The organism is Stenotrophomonas sp. STEN021, assembly GCF_056760175.1.
The window spans coordinates 1-19,411 of sequence record NZ_JBRREH010000005.1; the positions used below are offsets into that span (position 1 = coordinate 1).

Here is a 19,411-nt window from a genome sequence, read left to right on the forward strand (position 1 = left end):
GGCAGGCGCCTAAATCCGTACTTTGGATGGCGACGCTCCAACCGTCTCCCTGATGAAATTAGCGCTATGGAACCACCCGATCCCATCCCGAACTCGGAAGTGAAACGTAGCCGCGCCGATGGTAGTGCAGCCTAAGCTGTGCGAGAGTAGGTCATCGTCAGGGTTTTATCTAAGAACCCCGCTGCTCACGCAGCGGGGTTTGTCTTTTTATGTAAGCCAGGTGTTTTACAGCCTGGGTTAGTTCCGCAAGGAAACGCATTGGAGCCGGCGCAACGCGCTGCTCAAACCGTCTTCCTGATGAACACAGCGCTATGGAACCACCCGATCCCATCCCGAACTCGGAAGTGAAACGTAGCTGCGCCGATGGTAGTGCAGCCTAAGCTGTGCGAGAGTAGGTCATCGTCAGGATTTAAAAACAAAACCCCGCTGCCAGAAGCAGCGGGGTTTTTCTTTATGCGGCACAGCGGCGCACACGCACTTGTAGGAGTGGCGTCAGCCGCGAAGCTCGTAGAAACAACGACGCGGAAGGGCTTGAGCGAAGCTAGAAGCTAGAAGCTAGAAGCTAGAAGCGAGAAGCGCCCCCCATCCGCCCTTCGGGCACCTTCCCCCGCAGGCGGGAGAAGGGAAAGAAAGAGCAGAAGCCAAAGCCAAAGCCAAAGCCAAAGCCAAAGCCAAAGCCAAAGCGTTGGGGCCCTACTGGTATCGCGTGGAATGCCCATGCCGAGCATGGCTCGGCACTACAGTCAGGCGTTCTGGCGTATCTGCGCGGCAGTTGCCCAGCGGGCTGCGATGTTCGGCGCGGTGATGCACACCGCTTCATCAGTGACGGTGGTTACCGCACGCTCCAACAACTGGATATCGGCTTCATGCTGGCGCGCTACATGCGGGTCTTCAAAGAAGATCGCGCGTTGGCAGCGGTGCTCAAGAACACGATCGGCAATCTGCGCGTCGCCACCAAGTGGACCGCTCTGGAAGCGGTGAATCCATTCCTGGTCACGTGGCCAGCCACGGCTCCAGGCCATCTCGTTCAAGCGCTGACCGGTGGTGCCGGTGCCGATACGCTGTTCGAACTGCGACAACAGGTCGAAGTATTCAGCGGCGAATGCGAGCATCTGTGGCTTGCGGGCGTCGTGGGCGATCAGTGCCAGGGTCTGCTTGCTGAAGGCGTGCAGATCATCGGCGCCTGGATCCTGAGCGAAGCCTGCGTGGATGCGCTCCATTTCAATCCAGTCTCGTGCGGTGGCCACTGTAGAGATGAAGGGCTTGCCGTGGATGACGCATTGGCGCTTGAGCGCGATGGCTTCCGGGAACACCGACGAGGGATCGACCGGGTCGATGAAGTAGATCGCGCCATCGAGAGTGCGCTCGGGCGTGCCCATGCCTACGACTTCGGCAACCAGCTTCATCAAGCCGCCTTCGCGTCCGTTTGGGTAGCGCTGAAGTGCTGGGTAATCCTGCAGCGGTTGAGTGGCGGCAATGGCATCGTAGGTGCGGCCAACGGCGTGCAATTCGACGCCCAGTTCGCGGATGCCGCCCTCGCTGGCACGGAGCCAACGGAACAGCGCAGCGTCGGCGCTTTCGTGATGGAGACGGTTTGCGGCCAGACCAATGCGCATTGCGACTTCTCTTTGTGCGGAGTTCTTGAGTGTAGGGCAGCCGGGTGTCGGTTGGTTGGTGGCCTTGGAGCCAACACCAGGGCCCATACCGGAGTAAGAGCTGGAGCTCCCCTCATCCGCCCGTTCGTGCACCTTCTCCCGCAAGCGGGAGAAGGGAGCAGGTCGCTACTGTGGGAACTGGTAGTTCAGAGCCGCAGCAACAGCCATAGCCGAAGCAGCGAACTCAGCGGCTGTTAGACAAACAATGCCGAAGTAATCCCCTCTCCCGTTTCAACGGGAGAGGGGTAGGGGTGAGGGCGCTCTTGGCGCGGTCCTGCTATCACCGCTTCAACAACGCAACGATGCTCTCAGCAGCATCACGGCCTTCAGCAACTGCCGTCACTACCAGGTCCGCGCCGCGAACCGCATCACCACCGGCAAACAGCTTGGCGTTGTGGGTCTGGAAGGGAAGACGGGCAGCACCACCGGCAATGATGCGGCCATTGTTGCTGGCCTCAACGCCCTGCGACGAAAGCCATTCCGGCAAGGTCGGCGAGAAACCAAACGCGATGATCACCACATCGGCTTCCAGCAATGATTCGCTGCCTTCAATAGCCACTGCATTGCGACGGCCATTGGCATCCGGTGCGCTCAGCTCGGTCTCGACCACGGTCACGCCGATCACTTCATCATCGGCACCGGCTTCAATCGCCAGCGGCTGGCGGTTGAACAGGAAGCGCACGCCCTCCTCGCGGGCATTGGCGACTTCGCGTACCGAGCCCGGCATATTGGCCTCGTCCCGGCGGTAGGCGCAGGTCACCTTGGCCGCGCCCAGGCGGATCGCGCTGCGCACGCAGTCCATGCCAGTGTCACCGCCACCCAGCACCACCACGCGCTTGCCGTTGAGGTCAGGCAACGCGATTTGATCTTCCCAGCCAGCAATCGGTCGACCCTTCGGGTCGTTGCCACTGACAATGCGGCTGTTCTGCACCAAGAAGGGCAGCGCAGGCAGCACATTCTTCAGGTCCTGCCCGATCAGGCCACCATCGGTGTAACGGTAGGCACCGGTGCCGAGGAACACCGCGTCGTAGTCGGCCTGCAGTTGCTCGATGCTGATATCGCGGCCGATCTCCACACCCAGGCGGAACTGCACGCCCATGCCTTCGAGGATCTCGCGGCGGCGATCGATCACGCTCTTGTCCAGCTTGAAGCTGGGGATGCCGAACTGCAGCAGGCCACCAATCTGTTCGTAGCGATCGAACACCACCGCCTGCACACCGGCATGTGCCAGACGATCAGCGCAGGCCAAACCTGCAGGGCCTGCACCAACGACGGCCACGCGCTTGCCGGTGCTCTGAACGGCATGCAGATCAGGCTTCCAGCCAGTGGCCAGCGCAGTGTCGACGATGTACTTCTCGACCGCACCGATGGTGACCGCACCGAACTCTTCCAGCGTGCAGCTGCCTTCGCACAGGCGATCCTGCGGGCAGACGCGGCCGCAGACTTCCGGCAGCGGGTTGGTCGAATGGCAGAGCGTTGCCGCTTCGTGGATGCGGTCTTCCTGCACCAGCTGCAGCCACTGCGGGATGGCGTTGTGCACCGGGCACTTCCAGCTGCAGTACGGATTGCCGCAATCCAGGCAGCGACCAGCCTGGTATTGCGCATCGCCCTTGTCGAACTTGCCGTAGAGCTCGCCCCAATCGCCGGACGTGCGCAATTCCACCGGAATGCGCTGCGGCATGGTGCGGGGCAGATCGAGGAACTGGAAGGCTTGCTTGCGGCTCATGGGCGACTCGTGATGTCTGGGAAGGAGCCCTTCTCCCGCAGGCGGGAGAAGGTGCCCCGAAGGGGCGGATGAGGGAAGGCGGTTGGAGCGCCCTCCCCCCAACCCCTCTCCCGCGGGCGGGAGAGGGGCTCAAGCCGTCAAGCGGCGCGGCGCAGCGACTCGGCCAGCGATTCAATGCTGGCGGCCTTGGGTTTGACCAGCCAGAACTTGCCGACGTAATCGCGGAACTCGTCGATGATCTGCTGCGCCCAGATGCTGCCGGTCAACTCGCGGTGGCGGCTGATCAAGGTGTGCAGGTGCTGGCGATGGTTCTCGAAGCCTTCGGTCGAGATGCGATGAATGTCGATCAGCTCGTGGTTGTAGCGGTCGACGAAATCGCGGTCGACGTCGAGCACATAGGCCAGGCCACCGGTGAAGCCGGCACCGAAGTTCAGGCCGACCTTGCCGAGCACCGCGACCACGCCGTCGGTCATGTACTCGCAGCAGTGGTCACCGGCACCTTCAATCACCGCCAGTGCGCCGGAGTTGCGCACACCGAAGCGTTCGCCCGCGCGTCCTGCGGCAAACAGCTCGCCGCCGGTTGCGCCGTACAGGCAGGTGTTGCCGATGATGGCGGTGTTGCGCGCCTCGAAGCGGGCGCCGCGCGGTGGACGTACCACCAGGCGGCCGCCAGCCATGCCCTTGCCGACGTAGTCGTTGGCTTCGCCTTCCACTTCCAGGTTCAGGCCGCCAACGTTGAAGGCGCCGAAGCTCTGCCCGGCAGTGCCGCGGAAGCGCAGGTTCAACGGTGTTTCGCTCATGCCGTGGTTGCCATGCGCGCGGGCGATGGTGCCGGACAGGCGCGTGCCAACCGAGCGGTCGGTGTTGTGGATCAGGAAGCGGTGCTCGCCGCCCTGCTTGTTGGCGATGGCATCGGCGAGCAGGTTGTCCATCTGCGTGGCCAGGCTGTCCGGCGACTGGTACAGGCGCTGCGCGGCGCAGTGCGCGCCGTCGTAATGCGCAGGTGCGAGCAGGCGCGACAGATCGACCTTGACGCCTTCGCGCGGCGACACTTCCAGCTGTTGCAGCAGATCGGTACGGCCGACGATTTCATCCAGCGAACGCACGCCGAGGTACGACAGCCACTCGCGCACTTCCTCGGCCAGCAGGCGGAAGAAGTTCTCCACGCGTTCCGGCAGGCCGGTGAAGTAGCCGGCGCGCAGGCGCTCGTCCTGGGTGGCCACGCCGGTGGCGCAGTTGTTGAGGTGGCAGATGCGCAGGTACTTGCAGCCGAGCACGATCATCGGTCCGGTGCCGAAGCCGAAACTGTCGGCGCCCAGCAGTGCGGCCTTGACCACATCCAGGCCGGTCTTCAGGCCGCCATCCGTCTGCAGGATGGTGCGGCTGCGCAGGTCGTTGCCGACCAGGGCCTGGTGCGATTCGGCCACGCCCAGTTCCCACGGCACGCCGGCATAGCGGATCGAACTGATTGGCGAGGCACCGGTGCCGCCGTCGTGGCCGGACACGGTGATCAGATCGGCACCTGCTTTCACCACGCCCGCGGCAATGGTGCCGACGCCGGCATGCGAAACCAGCTTCACCGACACCAGCGCATCCGGATTGACCTGCTTCAGGTCGTAGATGAGCTGCGCCAGATCTTCGATCGAATAGATGTCGTGGTGCGGCGGCGGCGAGATCAGGCCGATGCCGGGCTTGGCGTAGCGCAGACGTGCGATCAGCTCGTTGACCTTGTGGCCGGGCAGCTGGCCGCCTTCGCCGGGCTTGGCGCCCTGCGCAACCTTGATCTGCAGCACTTCGGCATTGACCAGGTATTCGGCGGTGACGCCAAAGCGACCGGAGGCGACCTGCTTGATCTTGGAACGCTTCTCGGTGCCATAGCGGGCGGGATCTTCGCCGCCTTCGCCGGAGTTGGAGCGGCCGCCAAGGCGGTTCATCGCGATGGCCAGCGCTTCGTGCGCTTCCGGCGACAGTGCGCCCAAGGAAATCGCAGCCGTGTCGAAGCGCTTGAACAGCGCTTCGGCCGGTTCCACCTCGTCCAGCGGCACCGGCGTTGCTGCCGGCTTGAGCTGCAGCAGGTCGCGCAGCGCCGAGGTCGGGCGCGAATGCACTGCGTCCATGTACTTGCGCCAATCGGCGGCATCGCCGGTGCGCGAGGCGCGCTGCAGCGTCATCACCACGTCCGGGTTGTACATGTGGTATTCGCCGCCATGCACATACTTGAGCAGGCCGCCGACTTCCGGCTGCGCCAGATCGTTCCAGGCACGCACGGTGAGCTCGCGTGCTTCGGTATCCAGGCGTGCAAGACCCACGCCGCCAATGCGGGCAGCGGTATCCGGGAAGCACAGTTCAACCACGTCCGGGTCGAGACCGACGATCTCGAACAACTGCGCGCCGCGATAACTCGCAATGGTGCAGATGCCCATCTTGGAGATGATCTTGCTCAGGCCCTTGTAGATGCCCTTGCGGTAGCTGCGGCCGATCTGCGAAACCTCACCACCCTTCTTCAACTGCAGGATGCCGCGCCGGCCCAGGTCGAACAGCGTCTGGTAGGCCAGGTACGGATACACCGCAGTCGCACCAAAGCCCAGCAGGCAGGCCATATGGTGTGCATCGCGCGCGGTGCCGGTTTCAAGAATCAGATTGACGTCGCAGCGCAGGCCAACCTTGGACAGATGGTGGTGCACGGCGCTGGTAGCCAGCAACGCATGCACCATCGGGCGGTCGGCGACCGGGTAACGGTCGGACAGCAACAGCATCACCACGCCATCGCGTGCAGCCTGTTCGCACTCGGCGCAGATGCGCTCGATGCCGGCCTTCAAGCCTTCCTCGACGCTGTAGGACAGGTCGATCAGACGATTGCGCTCGACGTACTGCTCCATCTTCAGCAACTGGCGCAGCTTGCGCTGGCTCAGCACCGGCGAGTTGAGGATGACGTGGTTCACCGTCTCCGCGCCGGCGTGGAAGATGTTGGTCTCCTTGCCGAGCTGGGTGGTCAGCGACATCGCACATTCTTCGCGCAGCGGATCGATCGGCGGGTTGGTGACCTGCGCGAAGGCCTGGCGGAAGTAGTCATACAGCGGGCGGGTGTGGCGGCTGAGCACGGCGATGGGGGTGTCATCGCCCATCGAACCGGTGGCTTCCTGTCCGGTTTCGGCCAGCGGCCGCAGCACCTGCTCCAGTTCCTCGGTCGTGAGCTGGAACAGCTTGTGGTAACTGCGCAGCGTCGCTTCGTCGAACGGCTCCTCGGCCAGCGAGGGATCGATCAACTCGGTCTGCAGGTAGGTCACACCCTGGTGCAGCCATTGCTTGTACGGCGCACGTGCACGGTTGATGCGGTCGATGGCTTCGGAATCGAGCAGATCACCACGCTTGAGGTCGATGGCCATCATCTGGCCCGGGCCGAGCTTGCCCTTGCGCACCACGCGTTCGGTCGGCACTTCCCAGACGCCGGCTTCGGAAGCGACCAGGAAGTGGCGATCGGAGGTCAGCATCCAGCGCGCCGGGCGCAGGCCGTTGCGGTCCAGGGTGCAGGCGGCGTAGCGGCCGTCGCAGGCAACGATGCCGGCCGGGCCGTCCCACGGCTCGCTGTTCAAACCATAGAACTCATAGAACGCAGCGAGGTCGGCGTCCTTGAATTCCAGCGACTGGGTTGCCGGCGGCACCAGGATGCGCAGCGCCTGGATCAGCTCCATGCCACCGGCCACCATCAGCTCCAGCATGTTGTCCATGCTCTGCGAATCGGAACCGTGCATCGAGATCACCGGGTCGAGCTCGGCGATGTCGAACTTCGGCGTCTTCCACACCTTGCTGCGCGCCTGCGCCCAGTGGCGATTGCCTTCGATGGTGTTGATCTCGCCGTTGTGGGCGAGCATGCGGAACGGGTGCGCAAGCGGCCAGCGCGGCATGGTGTTGGTGGAGAAGCGCTGGTGGAACACCACCACGCTGGATGCCAGTTCGTGACGCTGCAGGTCCGGGTAGAAGGTGCTCAGCTTGTCCGGCAGCACCATGCCCTTGTAGCTGATGGCCTCGGCGCTGAGCGTGGTGACGTAGTAGTCGGCGACATCGCGCAGGGTCTGTTCGCTGCGGCGGCGGGCCATGAACAGCGCCAGTGCGAATTGCTCGGCGCTCTGCTCGATGTCGGCATCGACGAACACCTGTTCGATCTTCGGTAGTGTGTCGCGCGCCAGCTGGCCACAGACGCTGTCATCGGTTGGCACTTCACGCCAGCCACGCGGATGGCAGCCGGCGCTGCGCAGCTGTGCATCCAGTTCGGCGCGACATCGCTGCGCAGCGTCAGCATCGTGCGGCAGGAACACCACACCTGCGGCGAAGTTGGGGCCGAGCACGATGCCAGCCTCTTCGGCCAGTTGGCGCAGGAACACGCTGGGTTTGCGCAGCAGCAGGCCGCAGCCGTCGCCGGTCAGCCCGTCGGCAGCAACACCACCGCGGTGGGTCATGCGCGACAGCGCGGCGATGGCGGTATCCACCAGCAGACGCGAGGGTTGGTCGTCGAGCTGGGCGACCATGCCGAAACCACAGGCATCGCGTTCGTCTTGCGGGTCGTAAAGGCCTTGCGGAGTGCGGACTGCCATCTGTGCCTCGATGCGATTCAGGTGAGCGGCGACACTCCCGCCCGCTCGCTGAGCACGTCATGCATCGGATGGATCGCGCCGTGCTGCCGCACGTGCCGTTGGGGTAAGACCCGACGCACGCCGTTGCGGCGTATTCGCCTGATCCAAGCGCCCTCGCGCCCACCCGATGACGCAACGTGCTCCTTCAGGAGCGCACCTTGAGGTCACCGGATGGTTCGACTAAATCACAGTTGTTGCAGCGCCGCAATACATCGTTGCGAGCGCAACCAAAGCCTTGCTCGGCAAGGCTTTGGCTATACAAAATTCAGCCGCAGCGTACACCGCTGACCGTACCCTTCTCATCGAGTTCGATGTTCAGGCGCTCACCGATGAACTCCATCGTGACCGGCTGGTTCGGCTTGAGCACGCGCACATCGGTGGCGCCGGCATCTTCCTTGGCCTGGGCCTGCATCGCGTCGGTATAGGTCTGGCCGACCAGACCCTGCACCTGGCTGGCGTCGCAGGCACCCGGCGGCGGCGTGGCTTCAGCGGGTGCAGCGGCGGCCTGTGCGGCCTGCTGGGATTGGTTCAGTGCCTCATCCTGTTCTTCCGGGGCCGGCTTTGTGCAGGCGCTCAGCGCCAGCAGCAGTGCAGCGGTGGCAATCAGGGCGGCGGGGCGGCGCAGGGCGCGCGGCGTCGACGGGAATTGCATCGGAACTCCAAGCTATTGAGGGTCAGCCCAAGCATATCGCCAAGTGAGGAAGTGTTGACGCTGCGTCGCACCACATTACGCCATGCTGGTGCGGAGCTTTATCCATTGGAAACGGCAATGCGCTGGCTCCGCATCGGCAGGCTTGCCGCACGTCATTCCAGTGCTGTGCTGCCCAGTGGGGGCATGGACCGCTGAGCGCGTCTCGATGCCTGCAGCCTCAACTACAACGCAGGGCAGTGATGTTGTTGTAGCGGCCCACCTCGATGGTCAGGCGCTCCCCGCCGCTGCTGGCTGGGGTAGCGCCGGTAGCGGTGGCTGCGCTTGTGCGCACCACGTTCACCTGCAGGCTGTCGCTGTCCACCCGCGCACGTTCCACCGTTCCTGACGCGGCCGCCAGACCGACCGCGCCGCGCACCATGTCGGTATGGCATTGGCCGGAGATGACGCCATCGATGGGCTGCACCTGGCTGACCTGGGCGGTGCTGCAGGCAGTGGCGACGATGACGCTGAAACTTGCGGTGACCAACATCCGATACATGGCGGACTCCAAAGCAGGGGCGTGCATGCAGGGTGCTGCCGCAGGTGTAAGAGCGTGATGAAGGGCCCCGCCTGCAGCGGATCTGCTCCCTCCCTTGCACGAAGTGCAGGGGAGGGTTGGGGAGGGGTGCTGTTCGCAGGAAAGCCAAGCAACGAGCACAAGCAACGGCCAAAGCCACCCCCTCCCAGCCTCCCCCTTGGCTGCGCCAAAGGGGAGGGGCCAAAGCTCCCTCCCTTGCGCAACGCGCAGGGGAGGGTTGGGGAGGGGGGCTGTTCGCAGGAAATCCAAGCAACGAGCACAAGCAACGGCCAACGCCACCCCCTCCCAACCTCCCCCTTGGCTATGCCAAAGGGGAGGGGCAAAAACAGTTCATTCCTCGCTGATAATCCACCCAGCAATCAACGCAGGATGATCCAATGTCGCAGCAGGAAAGCTGTCGTGTTCTGGTGTTGGGCGGTTACGGTCATTTCGGCGCGCGCATCGTGCGTGCGCTCGCGATCACGCCGGGTATCAAGGTGATCGCTGCCGGCCGCAATCCTGCGCAGGCGGCAGCCAATCTGCCGGGCGTGGATCTGGCGACCATCGAACTGTGCCGGCTGGATACCGCCGCAGCTGATTTCGAAGCGCAGCTTGCAGCTACGCGAGCGGCACTGGTCATCCACACCGCCGGACCCTTCCAGGGCCAGGGTTACGACGTGGCACAGGCTTGCCTGCGCGCTGGCATGCACTACATCGATCTGGCCGACGGTCGCGATTTCGTCGCGGATTTCCCGCAGCAATTGCAGGCCTTGGCCGAACAGACACAACGAAGTGCGATCAGCGGCGCCAGTACCTTGCCTGCGCTCTCAAGTGCGGTCGTGGATGCACTCGCCCCGCAGTTCGATCAGCTGCACAGCATCGACATGGTGATCGCACCCGCACAGGCCACGCCGCTGGGCATGGCCACGGTGCGCGCGGTGTTGTCGTATTGCGGCAAGCCGTTCGAGTGCTGGGTGGATGGGCGCTGGCAGACGGTGATCGGCTGGGCCGAGCCACAGCCGGTACGATTCGCCCGCATCGGTCCGCGCCTGGCCTCGCCCTGCGATGTACCCGATCACACGCTGCTGCTGCAGCGTTATCCGGGTGTGGCGACGGTGCGCTTTCGCGCGGCGCTGGAATTGACGTTCCTGTCGCGTTGCCTGGCGACGCTGGCCTGGCTGCGCCGACATGGCCTGCCAGTGCCGATGGAAATGCTGGCCGGCGTGTTTGCCCGTGCCGGGCGTTGGTTCGATCGCTTCGGCACCGACCTGGGCGGCATGCGCATCACCCTGCGTGGCCAACGCGGGGGTCTGCAGCACACCGTGCATTGGGATCTGACCGCTCCAATGCTGCACGGTCCGGAGATTCCCACTTTCGCCGCTGTGCTGCTGGCGCGCAGGTTTGCCCGTGGCGAAGCGCTGCCTATCGGCGCCCATGCCTGTTTAGGCCTGCTGTCGCTGGCGGAGTTTGAAAGCGAGTTCGTGCGCTGGCAGATCGACAGCGCAGTCAGCTGAATCATTCAGCCCGGCAGCGGTCAGGGTGCCATCCGGGCTATTGACTACAAATGTAGGCAGATCTACCGTGGCGACAAATGTAGTCACGGAGACGGCCATGCGCCGCAAGACCATCGGGGACCAGGAACTGGCCCTGCTGCAGTACATCGGAGAGAACGAACCCACCAGCGTCGGCGAGGTTGCCGCACGCTTTGGTGAGGCCCGCGGGCTGGCCCGCTCCACCGTGCTGACGATGATGGAGCGCCTGCGTACCAAAGGCTATCTACAGCGCGAGCAGGACGAGGGCGTGTACCGCTACCGCACCACGGCCGAACAGCAGGAAGTGGTCAACGGCGCGGTTGGCAGCTTCGTCGAGAAGACCCTGCAGGGCTCGATCTCGCCGTTCGTGGCGTGGATGTCGGAGAAGGCCGAGGTCAGCGACAACGAACTGGCCGAACTGGAAGCGTTGGTCAGCAAGCTGCAATCGCAGCGCCGGGAGGATTGAGCCATGTCGATGACGCTTGAGTTGTTGGGCAGCCGCCTGTTGGCGACCAGCGTGCAGACCGCGTTGCTGGCCGGGGTGGTGTGGCTGCTATGCCGTTACGTGCGCCGACTGCCGGCCAGTACCCAATGCGCGCTGTGGTGGTTGGTGGCACTGCAGGCGGTGGTAGGCGTGTTCTGGGCCTCGCCGCTGGAGTTGCCCTTGTTGCCGGTCCTGGATGCGGCGCCAGTGGTAGCGCAGGCCGCGACCACGACAGCACCAGCAGCAGTCGCACCGATCATCGTGATGCAGCCATTGCCTGCGGACAGCAGTTGGTCGTGGAGCCTGGTGCTGATGGCGATGTGGGCCGTCGGTGTACTGGTGATGGCATTGCGCACCGCGCTGGCATATCGCGCCAGCCGTGTCCTGCTGCGTGCCGCGCAGCCCTGCCGCGATCACAAGCTCAACGCCGCGCTTGCGCTGGCTGCGGAAGCACATGGCCTGCACCGCGCGCCGCGCTTGATGCTCAGCACTGCGATCGACTCGCCGCAGCTGATTGGCCCATGGCGTCCGGTGTTGCTGCTGCCGGCGCGCGGCCTGCAGCGCATGGGCGATGACCAGCTGGACATGGCCTTGACCCATGAACTGGTGCACCTGCAACGCCATGACCTGTGGCTGGGCCTGGTGCCTGCACTGGCCCAGCACCTGTTCTTCTTCCATCCGGTGGTGCATCTGGCCGCCCGCGAATACGGCATTGCCCGCGAAGCAGCGGTGGATGCCGCGGTGGTCGCCGGTGACCGGCACTGTCGCCAACACTACGGACGCCTGTTGTTGCAGCTGGGCGTCGCTCCCCGGCCCGGCGCTGGTTTGGCCAGCGCATCGCCGACCTTCCTGAGCCTCAAGCGGAGATTGCTCATGTTGCAGGACACTTCTTCCTTCCCGCGCGTCGGTGCGGCCTTGATCATTGCTGCGGTTGCGCTGGTCGGCGTGGCGCCGTTGCGGCTGGTGGCGATGCCGGTACCGCCCGCGCCGCCGGCACCGCCGGCACCGCCGGTGCCTGTGGCCGCACCCGCCGCGCCGGTAGCGCCAACTGCGCCGGTTGCACGTTCGGCGACACGCACGGTAGTTGCCGCGGCTGCGGTACCCGCAGCGCCGCCAGCACCACCAGCGCTGGTGGTGCCACCCGCACCGCTTGCGGCCCCGCCAGCACCCGCTGCACCGCTAAGCACGCAAGGCGTGATCCACCTCTCCAGCAACCAGAACGCTGATGGTTATGTGCTGATCAGAGGCAACCACAACGTCATGAATGGCAGCGTCGCCGACCTGCGCGAAGCCAAGCAACTGGACGACGGCAAGGGCGTGCTGCTGGTGCGCCGTGATGGCAAGCGCTATGTGGTGCGTGATGCGGCAACTTTGTCGCGCTTTGAGCAGCTACATGCCGAGACCGTGCGTCTGGCTGATGCGCAGGGTCGGCTGGGTGACCGGCAGGGAGCGTTGGGCGACCGCCAGGGGCAGATCGGTGAGCGCATGGGCGAGATCGGCGCACGGATGGGTGAGCTGGCGAGTGAGCAGGCGCAGCTGGCATTGAGTTCGGGTGAACGTACCGCCGCGCAACGCCGCGCGTCTGAAGAGGCACGGCGCAAGCTTGATCAGGCCCGCGAGGAAATGGAAAACCCGGCGATGCGTGCGGAGATGGAAAGCCTGGCTGCGCAGCAGAGGGAACTGGGCAAGCAGCAGGCCGAGCTGGGCAGGCAGCAGGCAGCGGCCAGCGCCAAGGCCAATCGTGATGCGGAGCAGCTGATCCGCGAAGCGATCAGCAGTGGGATCGCGCAGCCGCTTGGTGGTTGATGTTTGAGGGGGGTGGCGGTGCAGCTGCGAAGCAGAACAAAAGCAGAGCAGAAGCACCCCTCCCCAACCCTCCCCTGCGCTTCGCGCAAGGGAGGGGGCAAAGCTTTACTCCCTCCCTTTGGCGCAGCCAAGGGGAGGGCTGGGGAGGGGTAGGCTCTACAAGCAAAGCCTGACGAGCAACCAAAACTCAGCCCTCAGCCTCCAACGCCAGTTCCGCCCGCTCATCCGCTTCCGCCTGTACCAGGCGCAGGAACAATAGCGCCAAAGTCACCACGTCCTGGTGATTGTGTTCACCAACACGGCGCAGGTTGCGCGCGCTGCCACCGCGCAGATAGCTCAACCACGCCGCAGGCGCTTCCGAACCCGGTAAGTCATCTTCGCGGGCGATCAGCAGCAACTGCCGCTCGATGGTCGCCAGCCGGCAGTTTTCCCAGGTGCCGCGATAGCGACGGCGGGTTGGGAACAGTAGATCCACATGATCCAGCGCGGAGATCGGATCGCCGCGCCGCGCCAATCGATAGCGTGTCTTCAACAACGGCGCGTCATAGCAGCGGCCGTTGTAACTGGAAAGCACGGTGCCTGGTGACAGCCAGCTGGCGAACAACTCCAGCATCGCGCTCTCCGCACCCATCGTTGACATCAGCAGCTGGCGAACGCGCAGGCCTTCGCCGCGCGCTGCATCGTGATGCCAATCGGCGGCGCCAATCATGAAGGCGCGGGTGCCGGTGCCGCCGGCCAGGCCGGTCGTTTCGGTGTCGAAGAACAACAGGTCCTGCGGCGCGACGGTTTCTTCAGGGCGCTTGCTGAAAGCCAGTGACAGCGGCTGCGTTGGAATCGCCTGCGGAATGAAGGCCTCGATCAGGTGCAAGCCGGGTGCGATTTCGGTGCCGGGTAGATCGCGATCAACCGGGCCACGTTCGACGGCTTGTGCAGGAGCGATGGCGCGGTTGCGTGTCGCCAGCAAGCGTCGCAATGCAGCGCCATCCTGCGGGGCCGCTGGTTTGTGCTGGATCTGATCGACCCAGCCAAACACCGAAGATTCCGTCCTCGGCTGTTGTAGGAGCGGCGTCAGCCGCGAAGCCGATGCAGTTTCCGCAGCCGACGAAGAACCAGATGCATCCGGAGCAACCGGCTCTGCTGCGGCTTCCACCAGCTGTGGCTTCGCGGCTGACGCCGCTCCTACAACAGCTGCGGGCTCCGCTGATCCCGCAGGTGCTGCCGTCACCAGCCCCGCCTGTTTACGCAGGGCCTTCAATTTGTCCAGGCTGATGCTCATGGCAGCAGGTCGACGGCCTCGTCCATGACGATGGTTGGCACCTGATCGCAACGCTCGGCCGACAGCAGCGACAACACCTTCAAGGCCAGCGAGCGCGGCGTCTCGCCCTTGTCCTCTTCCTGCGCCGCCAGCACCGGCCCAACGCAGGCCGGGCAGCCGGCATTGCAGTCGCAGCGCTCCACCAGCTCCAGGGCGCGCTGCACCAGCTCGCCCTGGCGCTGCCATAGCGGCTCGCTCAGGCCCACGCCGCCGGGGAAGTTGTCGTAAAGGTATACCGTCGGCACGAAGCTTTGCATCAGCTCCACCGCGCCTTCGCCGGCTTCGTTGCCGCGCAGCTGGCCGCGGCCGGTCTGGTCGGCCACCGCAAACCAGGCACCATCGCCATTGCCCACTGCTTTCTGCAGATCGCGCGCATCGGCCATCACTGCCACGGTCGCAACGATGTGCAGCGCATAGGCGGCACCAAGGAACCCATCCAGCGCATCCTGCTTCTGCGCGAAACTGCGCAGCAAGGTGGCCTGCGGCAACTGCCACCACACCGCGGTGGTATGCAGTTCCTGATCGGGCAGGTTGACCGGGCCGTAGCCGATATTCTCGTGCGTGTAGTAGCGGATCTTCTTGTAGCCGGCGACGCGCCGCACCACGTGCACTTCGCCGTGATGCGAATCACCACGGCCGGCGCCGTTGCCATCAAAGCGGTCCAGCACTTTGAGCTTGGTGTAGTCGATGCTGTCGGTGTAGTAGTCGACATGGGTACGGGTGACGTAGGCCTTGCGGCCGTCCCAGTCCAGCCGTTCCACCTGGTACGGCGTGCTCTGCACCATGTGGATGGCGCCTTCGTACAAGGTCAGCGCAGCGGCGGAATAGTCCACCTCGGCGATGATCTGCTGCTTGCCGTCGCTGCGGTCCACCACCACGAAGTTGCCATCGGCCACCGCGCGCAGGCTCACCGCATTGGCGGGGTAACTGTCGGCGATCCACTCCCAGCGGTCGCCTTCCTGATGCACCACTTCGGTCTCGGCCAACGCCTGCAGGAATACCAGCGGATCGATTGGCCCGAACGGTTCGCCTGCGAGGAATGGCAGCTCGAAGGCAGCGCAGCGGATGTGATCGAACAGGATCAGCGGCTGGTCGGGCGAAATGCGTGCATGCTCGGGCGTGGCATTGGCGAAGAAATCCGGATGCCGTACCACGTACTGGTCCAGCGGCTGGCTGCTGGCCACCATCACGCCCAATGCGGCCTGTTGGCGCCGGCCGGCACGACCGAAGCGCTGCCACGTTGCCGCGACGCTGCCGGGGTAGCCGTTGAGGATGACCACGTCGAGCGCGCCGATATCCACGCCCAGCTCCAAGGCCGAGGTGCTGACGATGCCGTCGATGTTGCCGGCACGCATCGCCCGCTCCACCTCGCGGCGCTCGGTCGGCAGATAGCCACCACGATAGGCGCGGATGCGTGCCGGCTTGCGCGGGTCGTTGTCGAAGATGTCCTTCAGGTATTTGGTCAGCACCTCCACCATCAAGCGCGTCTGCGCGAACACCAGTGTCTTCAGCCCGCTCTTGATCGCGATGCGGGCGATGCGGTTGGCCTGCGAACGCGCCGAGGCGCGCAGGCCAAGGTCCGGGTTGATGACCGGCGGGTTCCACAGCAGCACGTGCTTGGGCCCGGTGGGTGCGCCGGATTCGGTGATCGCATGCACGCGCTCTTCCACCAGCGCCTCGGCGTGTGCATGCGGATTGCCGATGGTGGCCGAGCACAGGATGAACTGTGGTTGCACGCCATAGAACGCGCAGATGCGCTTGAGCCGGCGCAGCACATTGGTGACGTGGCTGCCGAACACGCCGCGGTAGGTATGGATCTCGTCGATCACCACATAGCGCAGGTTCTCGAAGAACTGCGCCCACTTGGTGTGGTGCGGCAGGATCGCCTGGTGCAGCATGTCGGGGTTGCTGACCACGATATCGCCGTGCAGACGGATCGCCTGCCGCGCATCGCCAGGGGTATCGCCATCGAAGGTGAACGCCTTGACGCCCAGATCACCGGCGCGGTTGAGCTCCAGCAGCTCGGCTACCTGGTCCTGTGCCAGCGCCTTGGTCGGGAACAGGTACAAGGCCTTGGCGTTGCCCTGCATCGCCGCGCTCACCACCGGCAAGGTGTAGCACAGCGACTTGCCGGAGGCGGTGGGGGTGACGATGGCGACGTGCTCGCCGCGCTGGCTGGCGTCCCAGGCCTCGGCCTGGTGCGAATACAGCTGCTCGATGCCGCGTGCTTTCAGCGCGGCTTTCAGCGCCTCGGGCACGTCATCGGGGATGGGTGCGTAGCTGCCTTCGCGGCCGGGAATGGTGAAGCTGCCGGTGACCCGGTCCTTGTAGCGCCGGGCCAGGCGCTGGCCGAGCAGCGAGCCGTCACGCGAAGGCAGGCCATCGGTGGTTGCCAGCGCCCGTTCGCTGGCTTCGGTGCGGGGAGCGAGGGAAAACGCCATGCACGCAACTGCCGATCAAAGAATCTTATGGAAGCATAGTGGTGTCTCACGCCGTGAGACCCAATGGGATTACGACATGCTGAACGAGCGGAATCGTTCCAACAAAAACTGAAGCAGCGCCTGCGTATGCTGGCGGCGACACGCAACAGGCAGGGTGGGTGGCTGTGGCATTACCGGCAAAATGGAGCACAGTGTTGGTCGGCATGATGCTGGCGGGGATGGCACAGGCGCAGCAAGCCGCACCGGCCGGTACTCCTGCCGCGCCTCCCGGGGCGGCAGCCGTCGAACCAGAACCTGCCGCCACCGCGCAGGCCGAGCCAGGCGACGTCGTTGAAGTGCCAGCACAAGGCAACGTCACCACGCTGGGCGAAGTACGCGCGATCAAGCCTGAAGATGACGAGCCGTTGGACCTGTACCGCTTCAAGAACCCGGTGCAGGCCGCGCCCAACCGCTTCAGCAAGAACTGGAGCGAGCCGCCGACGCCCGAGCAGGTCGGCATGAGTGGCGGTTACCTGATGATGGGCATCGGCTACGGCTTGATGAAGGCCGGGCAGGGGCTGAACAAGCTCACCGGCGGCCCGGATCAGATCCAGTCCGCCATTGCCCGACCACCGCCGGAGCTGACCGAGCAGGAGCGGCAGCGGGCTGTCGAGTACTGCGTTGCCAACGGCTGCACCGCGCCCGCACGCTGAAGCCGGACTGTTCCCGACGTGGCGGTTGGCTGCATTGGAACGGTGTCAAGCCGAGCGATATCAGCCGGTTCCGATTAAAGTAGCGCCCATGGATAACCAACAGATTCCCGGCGGCCTGCTCATTGCCATCGAAGGCATTGATGGCGCTGGCAAGACCACGCTCGCCCACACCTTGGCCCAGCACCTGCGTGCTGCAGGGGCACAGGTGGTACTGGGCAAGGAACCGACCAACGGCCCCTGGGGCACGCGTCTGCGCGCCACCGCCGCCACCGGCCGGCTGAGCCCGGAGCAGGAGGTGGAATACCTGCTGCACGACCGCCGCCAGCACGTGGAAGAGGTCATCGTCCCGGCCCTGGCCCGTGGCGAGGTCGTCATCCTCGACCGCTACTTCCCGTCGATGGTGGCCTACCAGGGTGCCGCCGGCCTGCCGTTGGACGAGATGCTGCAGGCCAACGATTTCGCCCCGCGCCCGAACCTGCTGCTGTTGCTGGATCTGCAGCCGGAGCAGGGCCTGGAGCGCATCCGCGCCCGTGGCGACAAGCCCAACCATTTCGAGACCGCGCAGAACCTGGAACGTTGCCGGCTGATCTTCCAGCAGCTGGAGCTGCCCAACAAGCAGGTAATCGACGCCAGCCAGAACGAAGCCGAGGTGTTGCGGGATGCGCATGCGGCGATTGCCGCAGCGCTCGCGCTGCGTGTGGGTGAACATGGCGCGCAGTTGCTGCAGAACGTGCAGGGTCTGGAGCTGTAGAAGGCTGTTGCAGCTGGCGGTGCCCGCATCCCGCCTTGTGGGATGCGGCGTAAGCCGCGAAGCTGAGGCTGTTGAAGCGCAGGCAGCGTGTGCCATCTGTTGATGTACGTGCTTCGCGGCTTAGGCCGCTCCCACAAACAACGAGAGCCTCCGCGTGTCGCTCTCGGCATCCAACAAGCACATGACTTCTTCGCCGCAACGCCCACGCCCCACGCCCAAAGCCGCACAGCCGCTGCTGCATCCCCGTAACCGCCACCAGGGCCGCTATGATCTGGTGCGGCTGGTCGCGGCGAATCCTGCCTTGCGTGCGCACCTGATCCGCACCCCGGCCGGTACTGACAGCATCGACTTCAGCAATCCGGCAGCCGTGCGTGAACTCAACCGCGCGCTGCTCTCCAGCGACTACGGCATCCGGCACTGGGATATCCCGGATGGTTATCTGTGCCCGCCGGTACCGGGGCGTGTTGACTATGTGCACGGCCTGGCGGATCTGCTGGCTGCAGACAATGACGGCGGAATTCCGCGAGGACCCGCGGTGCGTGCGCTGGACATCGGGGTTGGCGCCAACTGCATCTATCCCTTGCTGGGGCAGGCCGAGTACGGCTGGCGTTTCCTTGGCAGTGATATCGATGCAGGTGCGTTGCAGGCCGCCAATGCCAATGTGCAGGCCAATGGCCTCGGGCACCTCATCGAACTGCGTCAACAGCATGCGCGCGGCAATCTTTTCGCAGGCCTGCTGCAGGCTGATGAACGGTTCCATCTGACGCTGTGCAACCCGCCGTTCCATGCTTCGGCCAAGGAGGCTGCACAGGGCAGCCAGCGCAAGCTGCGCAATCTTGGCGGCGTGCGGGCACGTACAAGCAAGGAGCCCGCGCTCAACTTCGGTGGTCAGGCCAACGAACTGTGGTGCACCGGTGGCGAGGCTTCATTCCTGCGACGGATGATCCGCGAAAGCGTGGACATCCAGCCGCAGGTGTTGTGGTTCAGTTCGCTGGTGGCCAAGAGCGAGCATCTGGCCGATATCCACAAGCAGTTGGCCAAGGTAGGTGCTGCTGAAGTGCGCGAGGTGGCGATGGCACAGGGCAACAAGCAGAGCCGCTTTGTTGCCTGGAGCTTCCACTCAGCGGCTGCGCGCAAGACTTGGTTGCAGGCAACGCAGGCCTGAACCAT

Annotated in this window: 12 protein-coding genes, 2 rRNA genes and 1 pseudogene; 8 read left to right on the top strand and 7 right to left on the bottom strand. The window is 64.7% G+C overall.

Features of this window, described 5'->3' with window-relative positions:
- Positions 1 to 48 precede the first annotated feature (48 nt).
- Both rrf (ACVOL0_RS01805) and rrf (ACVOL0_RS01810) read left to right on the top strand, forming a co-directional pair.
- Positions 49 to 163 (top strand): 5S ribosomal RNA (rrf, locus tag ACVOL0_RS01805).
- A gap of 130 nt (positions 164 to 293) precedes the next feature.
- Positions 294 to 408, top strand: a 5S ribosomal RNA gene (rrf, locus tag ACVOL0_RS01810).
- Between the two features lie 335 nt (positions 409 to 743).
- Here the strand turns inward: rrf (ACVOL0_RS01810) and ACVOL0_RS01815 are convergent.
- The 5 genes from ACVOL0_RS01815 to ACVOL0_RS01835 all read right to left on the bottom strand — a co-directional run bounded on the left by ACVOL0_RS01815 (position 744) and on the right by ACVOL0_RS01835 (position 9,202).
- The gene (locus tag ACVOL0_RS01815) at positions 744 to 1,616 is read right to left on the bottom strand and encodes a methylglyoxal synthase (RefSeq protein WP_481547634.1); all 873 of its coding nucleotides are present in this window, start codon (positions 1,614 to 1,616) and stop codon (positions 744 to 746) included.
- 319 nt (positions 1,617 to 1,935) lie between these two features.
- The gene (locus ACVOL0_RS01820; RefSeq protein WP_481547635.1) at positions 1,936 to 3,381 is read right to left on the bottom strand and encodes an FAD-dependent oxidoreductase; all 1,446 of its coding nucleotides are present in this window, start codon (positions 3,379 to 3,381) and stop codon (positions 1,936 to 1,938) included.
- A 137-nt stretch (positions 3,382 to 3,518) separates the two neighbouring features.
- The gene (gltB, locus tag ACVOL0_RS01825; protein WP_481547636.1) at positions 3,519 to 7,973 is read right to left on the bottom strand and encodes a glutamate synthase large subunit; all 4,455 of its coding nucleotides are present in this window, start codon (positions 7,971 to 7,973) and stop codon (positions 3,519 to 3,521) included.
- A 304-nt stretch (positions 7,974 to 8,277) separates the two neighbouring features.
- The gene (locus ACVOL0_RS01830) at positions 8,278 to 8,664 is read right to left on the bottom strand and encodes an I78 family peptidase inhibitor (RefSeq protein ID WP_481547637.1); all 387 of its coding nucleotides are present in this window, start codon (positions 8,662 to 8,664) and stop codon (positions 8,278 to 8,280) included.
- A gap of 217 nt (positions 8,665 to 8,881) precedes the next feature.
- Complete coding sequence (locus ACVOL0_RS01835) at positions 8,882 to 9,202, bottom strand: hypothetical protein (protein WP_481547638.1); 321 nt, start codon at positions 9,200 to 9,202, stop codon at positions 8,882 to 8,884.
- A gap of 416 nt (positions 9,203 to 9,618) precedes the next feature.
- Between ACVOL0_RS01835 and ACVOL0_RS01840 the strand changes: the two genes are divergently transcribed.
- The 3 genes from ACVOL0_RS01840 to ACVOL0_RS01850 all read left to right on the top strand — a co-directional run bounded on the left by ACVOL0_RS01840 (position 9,619) and on the right by ACVOL0_RS01850 (position 13,042).
- The gene (locus tag ACVOL0_RS01840) at positions 9,619 to 10,734 is read left to right on the top strand and encodes a saccharopine dehydrogenase family protein (RefSeq protein WP_481547639.1); all 1,116 of its coding nucleotides are present in this window, start codon (positions 9,619 to 9,621) and stop codon (positions 10,732 to 10,734) included.
- Positions 10,735 to 10,831: 97 nt separating this feature from the next.
- The gene (locus ACVOL0_RS01845) at positions 10,832 to 11,218 is read left to right on the top strand and encodes a BlaI/MecI/CopY family transcriptional regulator (protein ID WP_481547640.1); all 387 of its coding nucleotides are present in this window, start codon (positions 10,832 to 10,834) and stop codon (positions 11,216 to 11,218) included.
- 3 nt (positions 11,219 to 11,221) lie between these two features.
- Positions 11,222 to 13,042 (top strand): M56 family metallopeptidase, encoded by a 1,821-nt coding sequence (locus tag ACVOL0_RS01850; protein WP_481547641.1) that lies wholly within the window; start codon positions 11,222 to 11,224, stop codon positions 13,040 to 13,042.
- 187 nt (positions 13,043 to 13,229) lie between these two features.
- On the opposite strand, the pseudogene ACVOL0_RS01855 reads toward ACVOL0_RS01850, so the two are convergent.
- A pseudogene (locus ACVOL0_RS01855) lies at positions 13,230 to 14,420 on the bottom strand (ribonuclease H-like domain-containing protein); the annotation flags it as partial.
- Complete coding sequence (locus tag ACVOL0_RS01860; protein WP_481547642.1) at positions 14,315 to 16,798, bottom strand: DEAD/DEAH box helicase; 2,484 nt, start codon at positions 16,796 to 16,798, stop codon at positions 14,315 to 14,317. The pseudogene ACVOL0_RS01855 and the gene ACVOL0_RS01860, both read right to left, overlap by 106 nt.
- A 203-nt stretch (positions 16,799 to 17,001) precedes the next feature.
- On the opposite strand from ACVOL0_RS01860, the gene ACVOL0_RS01865 reads away from it, so the two are divergent.
- The 3 genes from ACVOL0_RS01865 to rlmF all read left to right on the top strand — a co-directional run bounded on the left by ACVOL0_RS01865 (position 17,002) and on the right by rlmF (position 19,406).
- Positions 17,002 to 17,490 (top strand): hypothetical protein, encoded by a 489-nt coding sequence (locus ACVOL0_RS01865; RefSeq protein WP_481547687.1) that lies wholly within the window; start codon positions 17,002 to 17,004, stop codon positions 17,488 to 17,490.
- Positions 17,491 to 17,578: 88 nt separating this feature from the next.
- Positions 17,579 to 18,241, top strand: coding sequence for a dTMP kinase (tmk, locus tag ACVOL0_RS01870; protein ID WP_481531040.1), 663 nt, complete (start codon positions 17,579 to 17,581; stop codon positions 18,239 to 18,241).
- A gap of 181 nt (positions 18,242 to 18,422) precedes the next feature.
- A complete protein-coding gene (rlmF, locus tag ACVOL0_RS01875; protein WP_481547643.1) occupies positions 18,423 to 19,406 on the top strand; it encodes a 23S rRNA (adenine(1618)-N(6))-methyltransferase RlmF in 984 nt (327 codons plus the stop codon).
- The last annotated feature ends 5 nt before the right edge of the window (positions 19,407 to 19,411 follow it).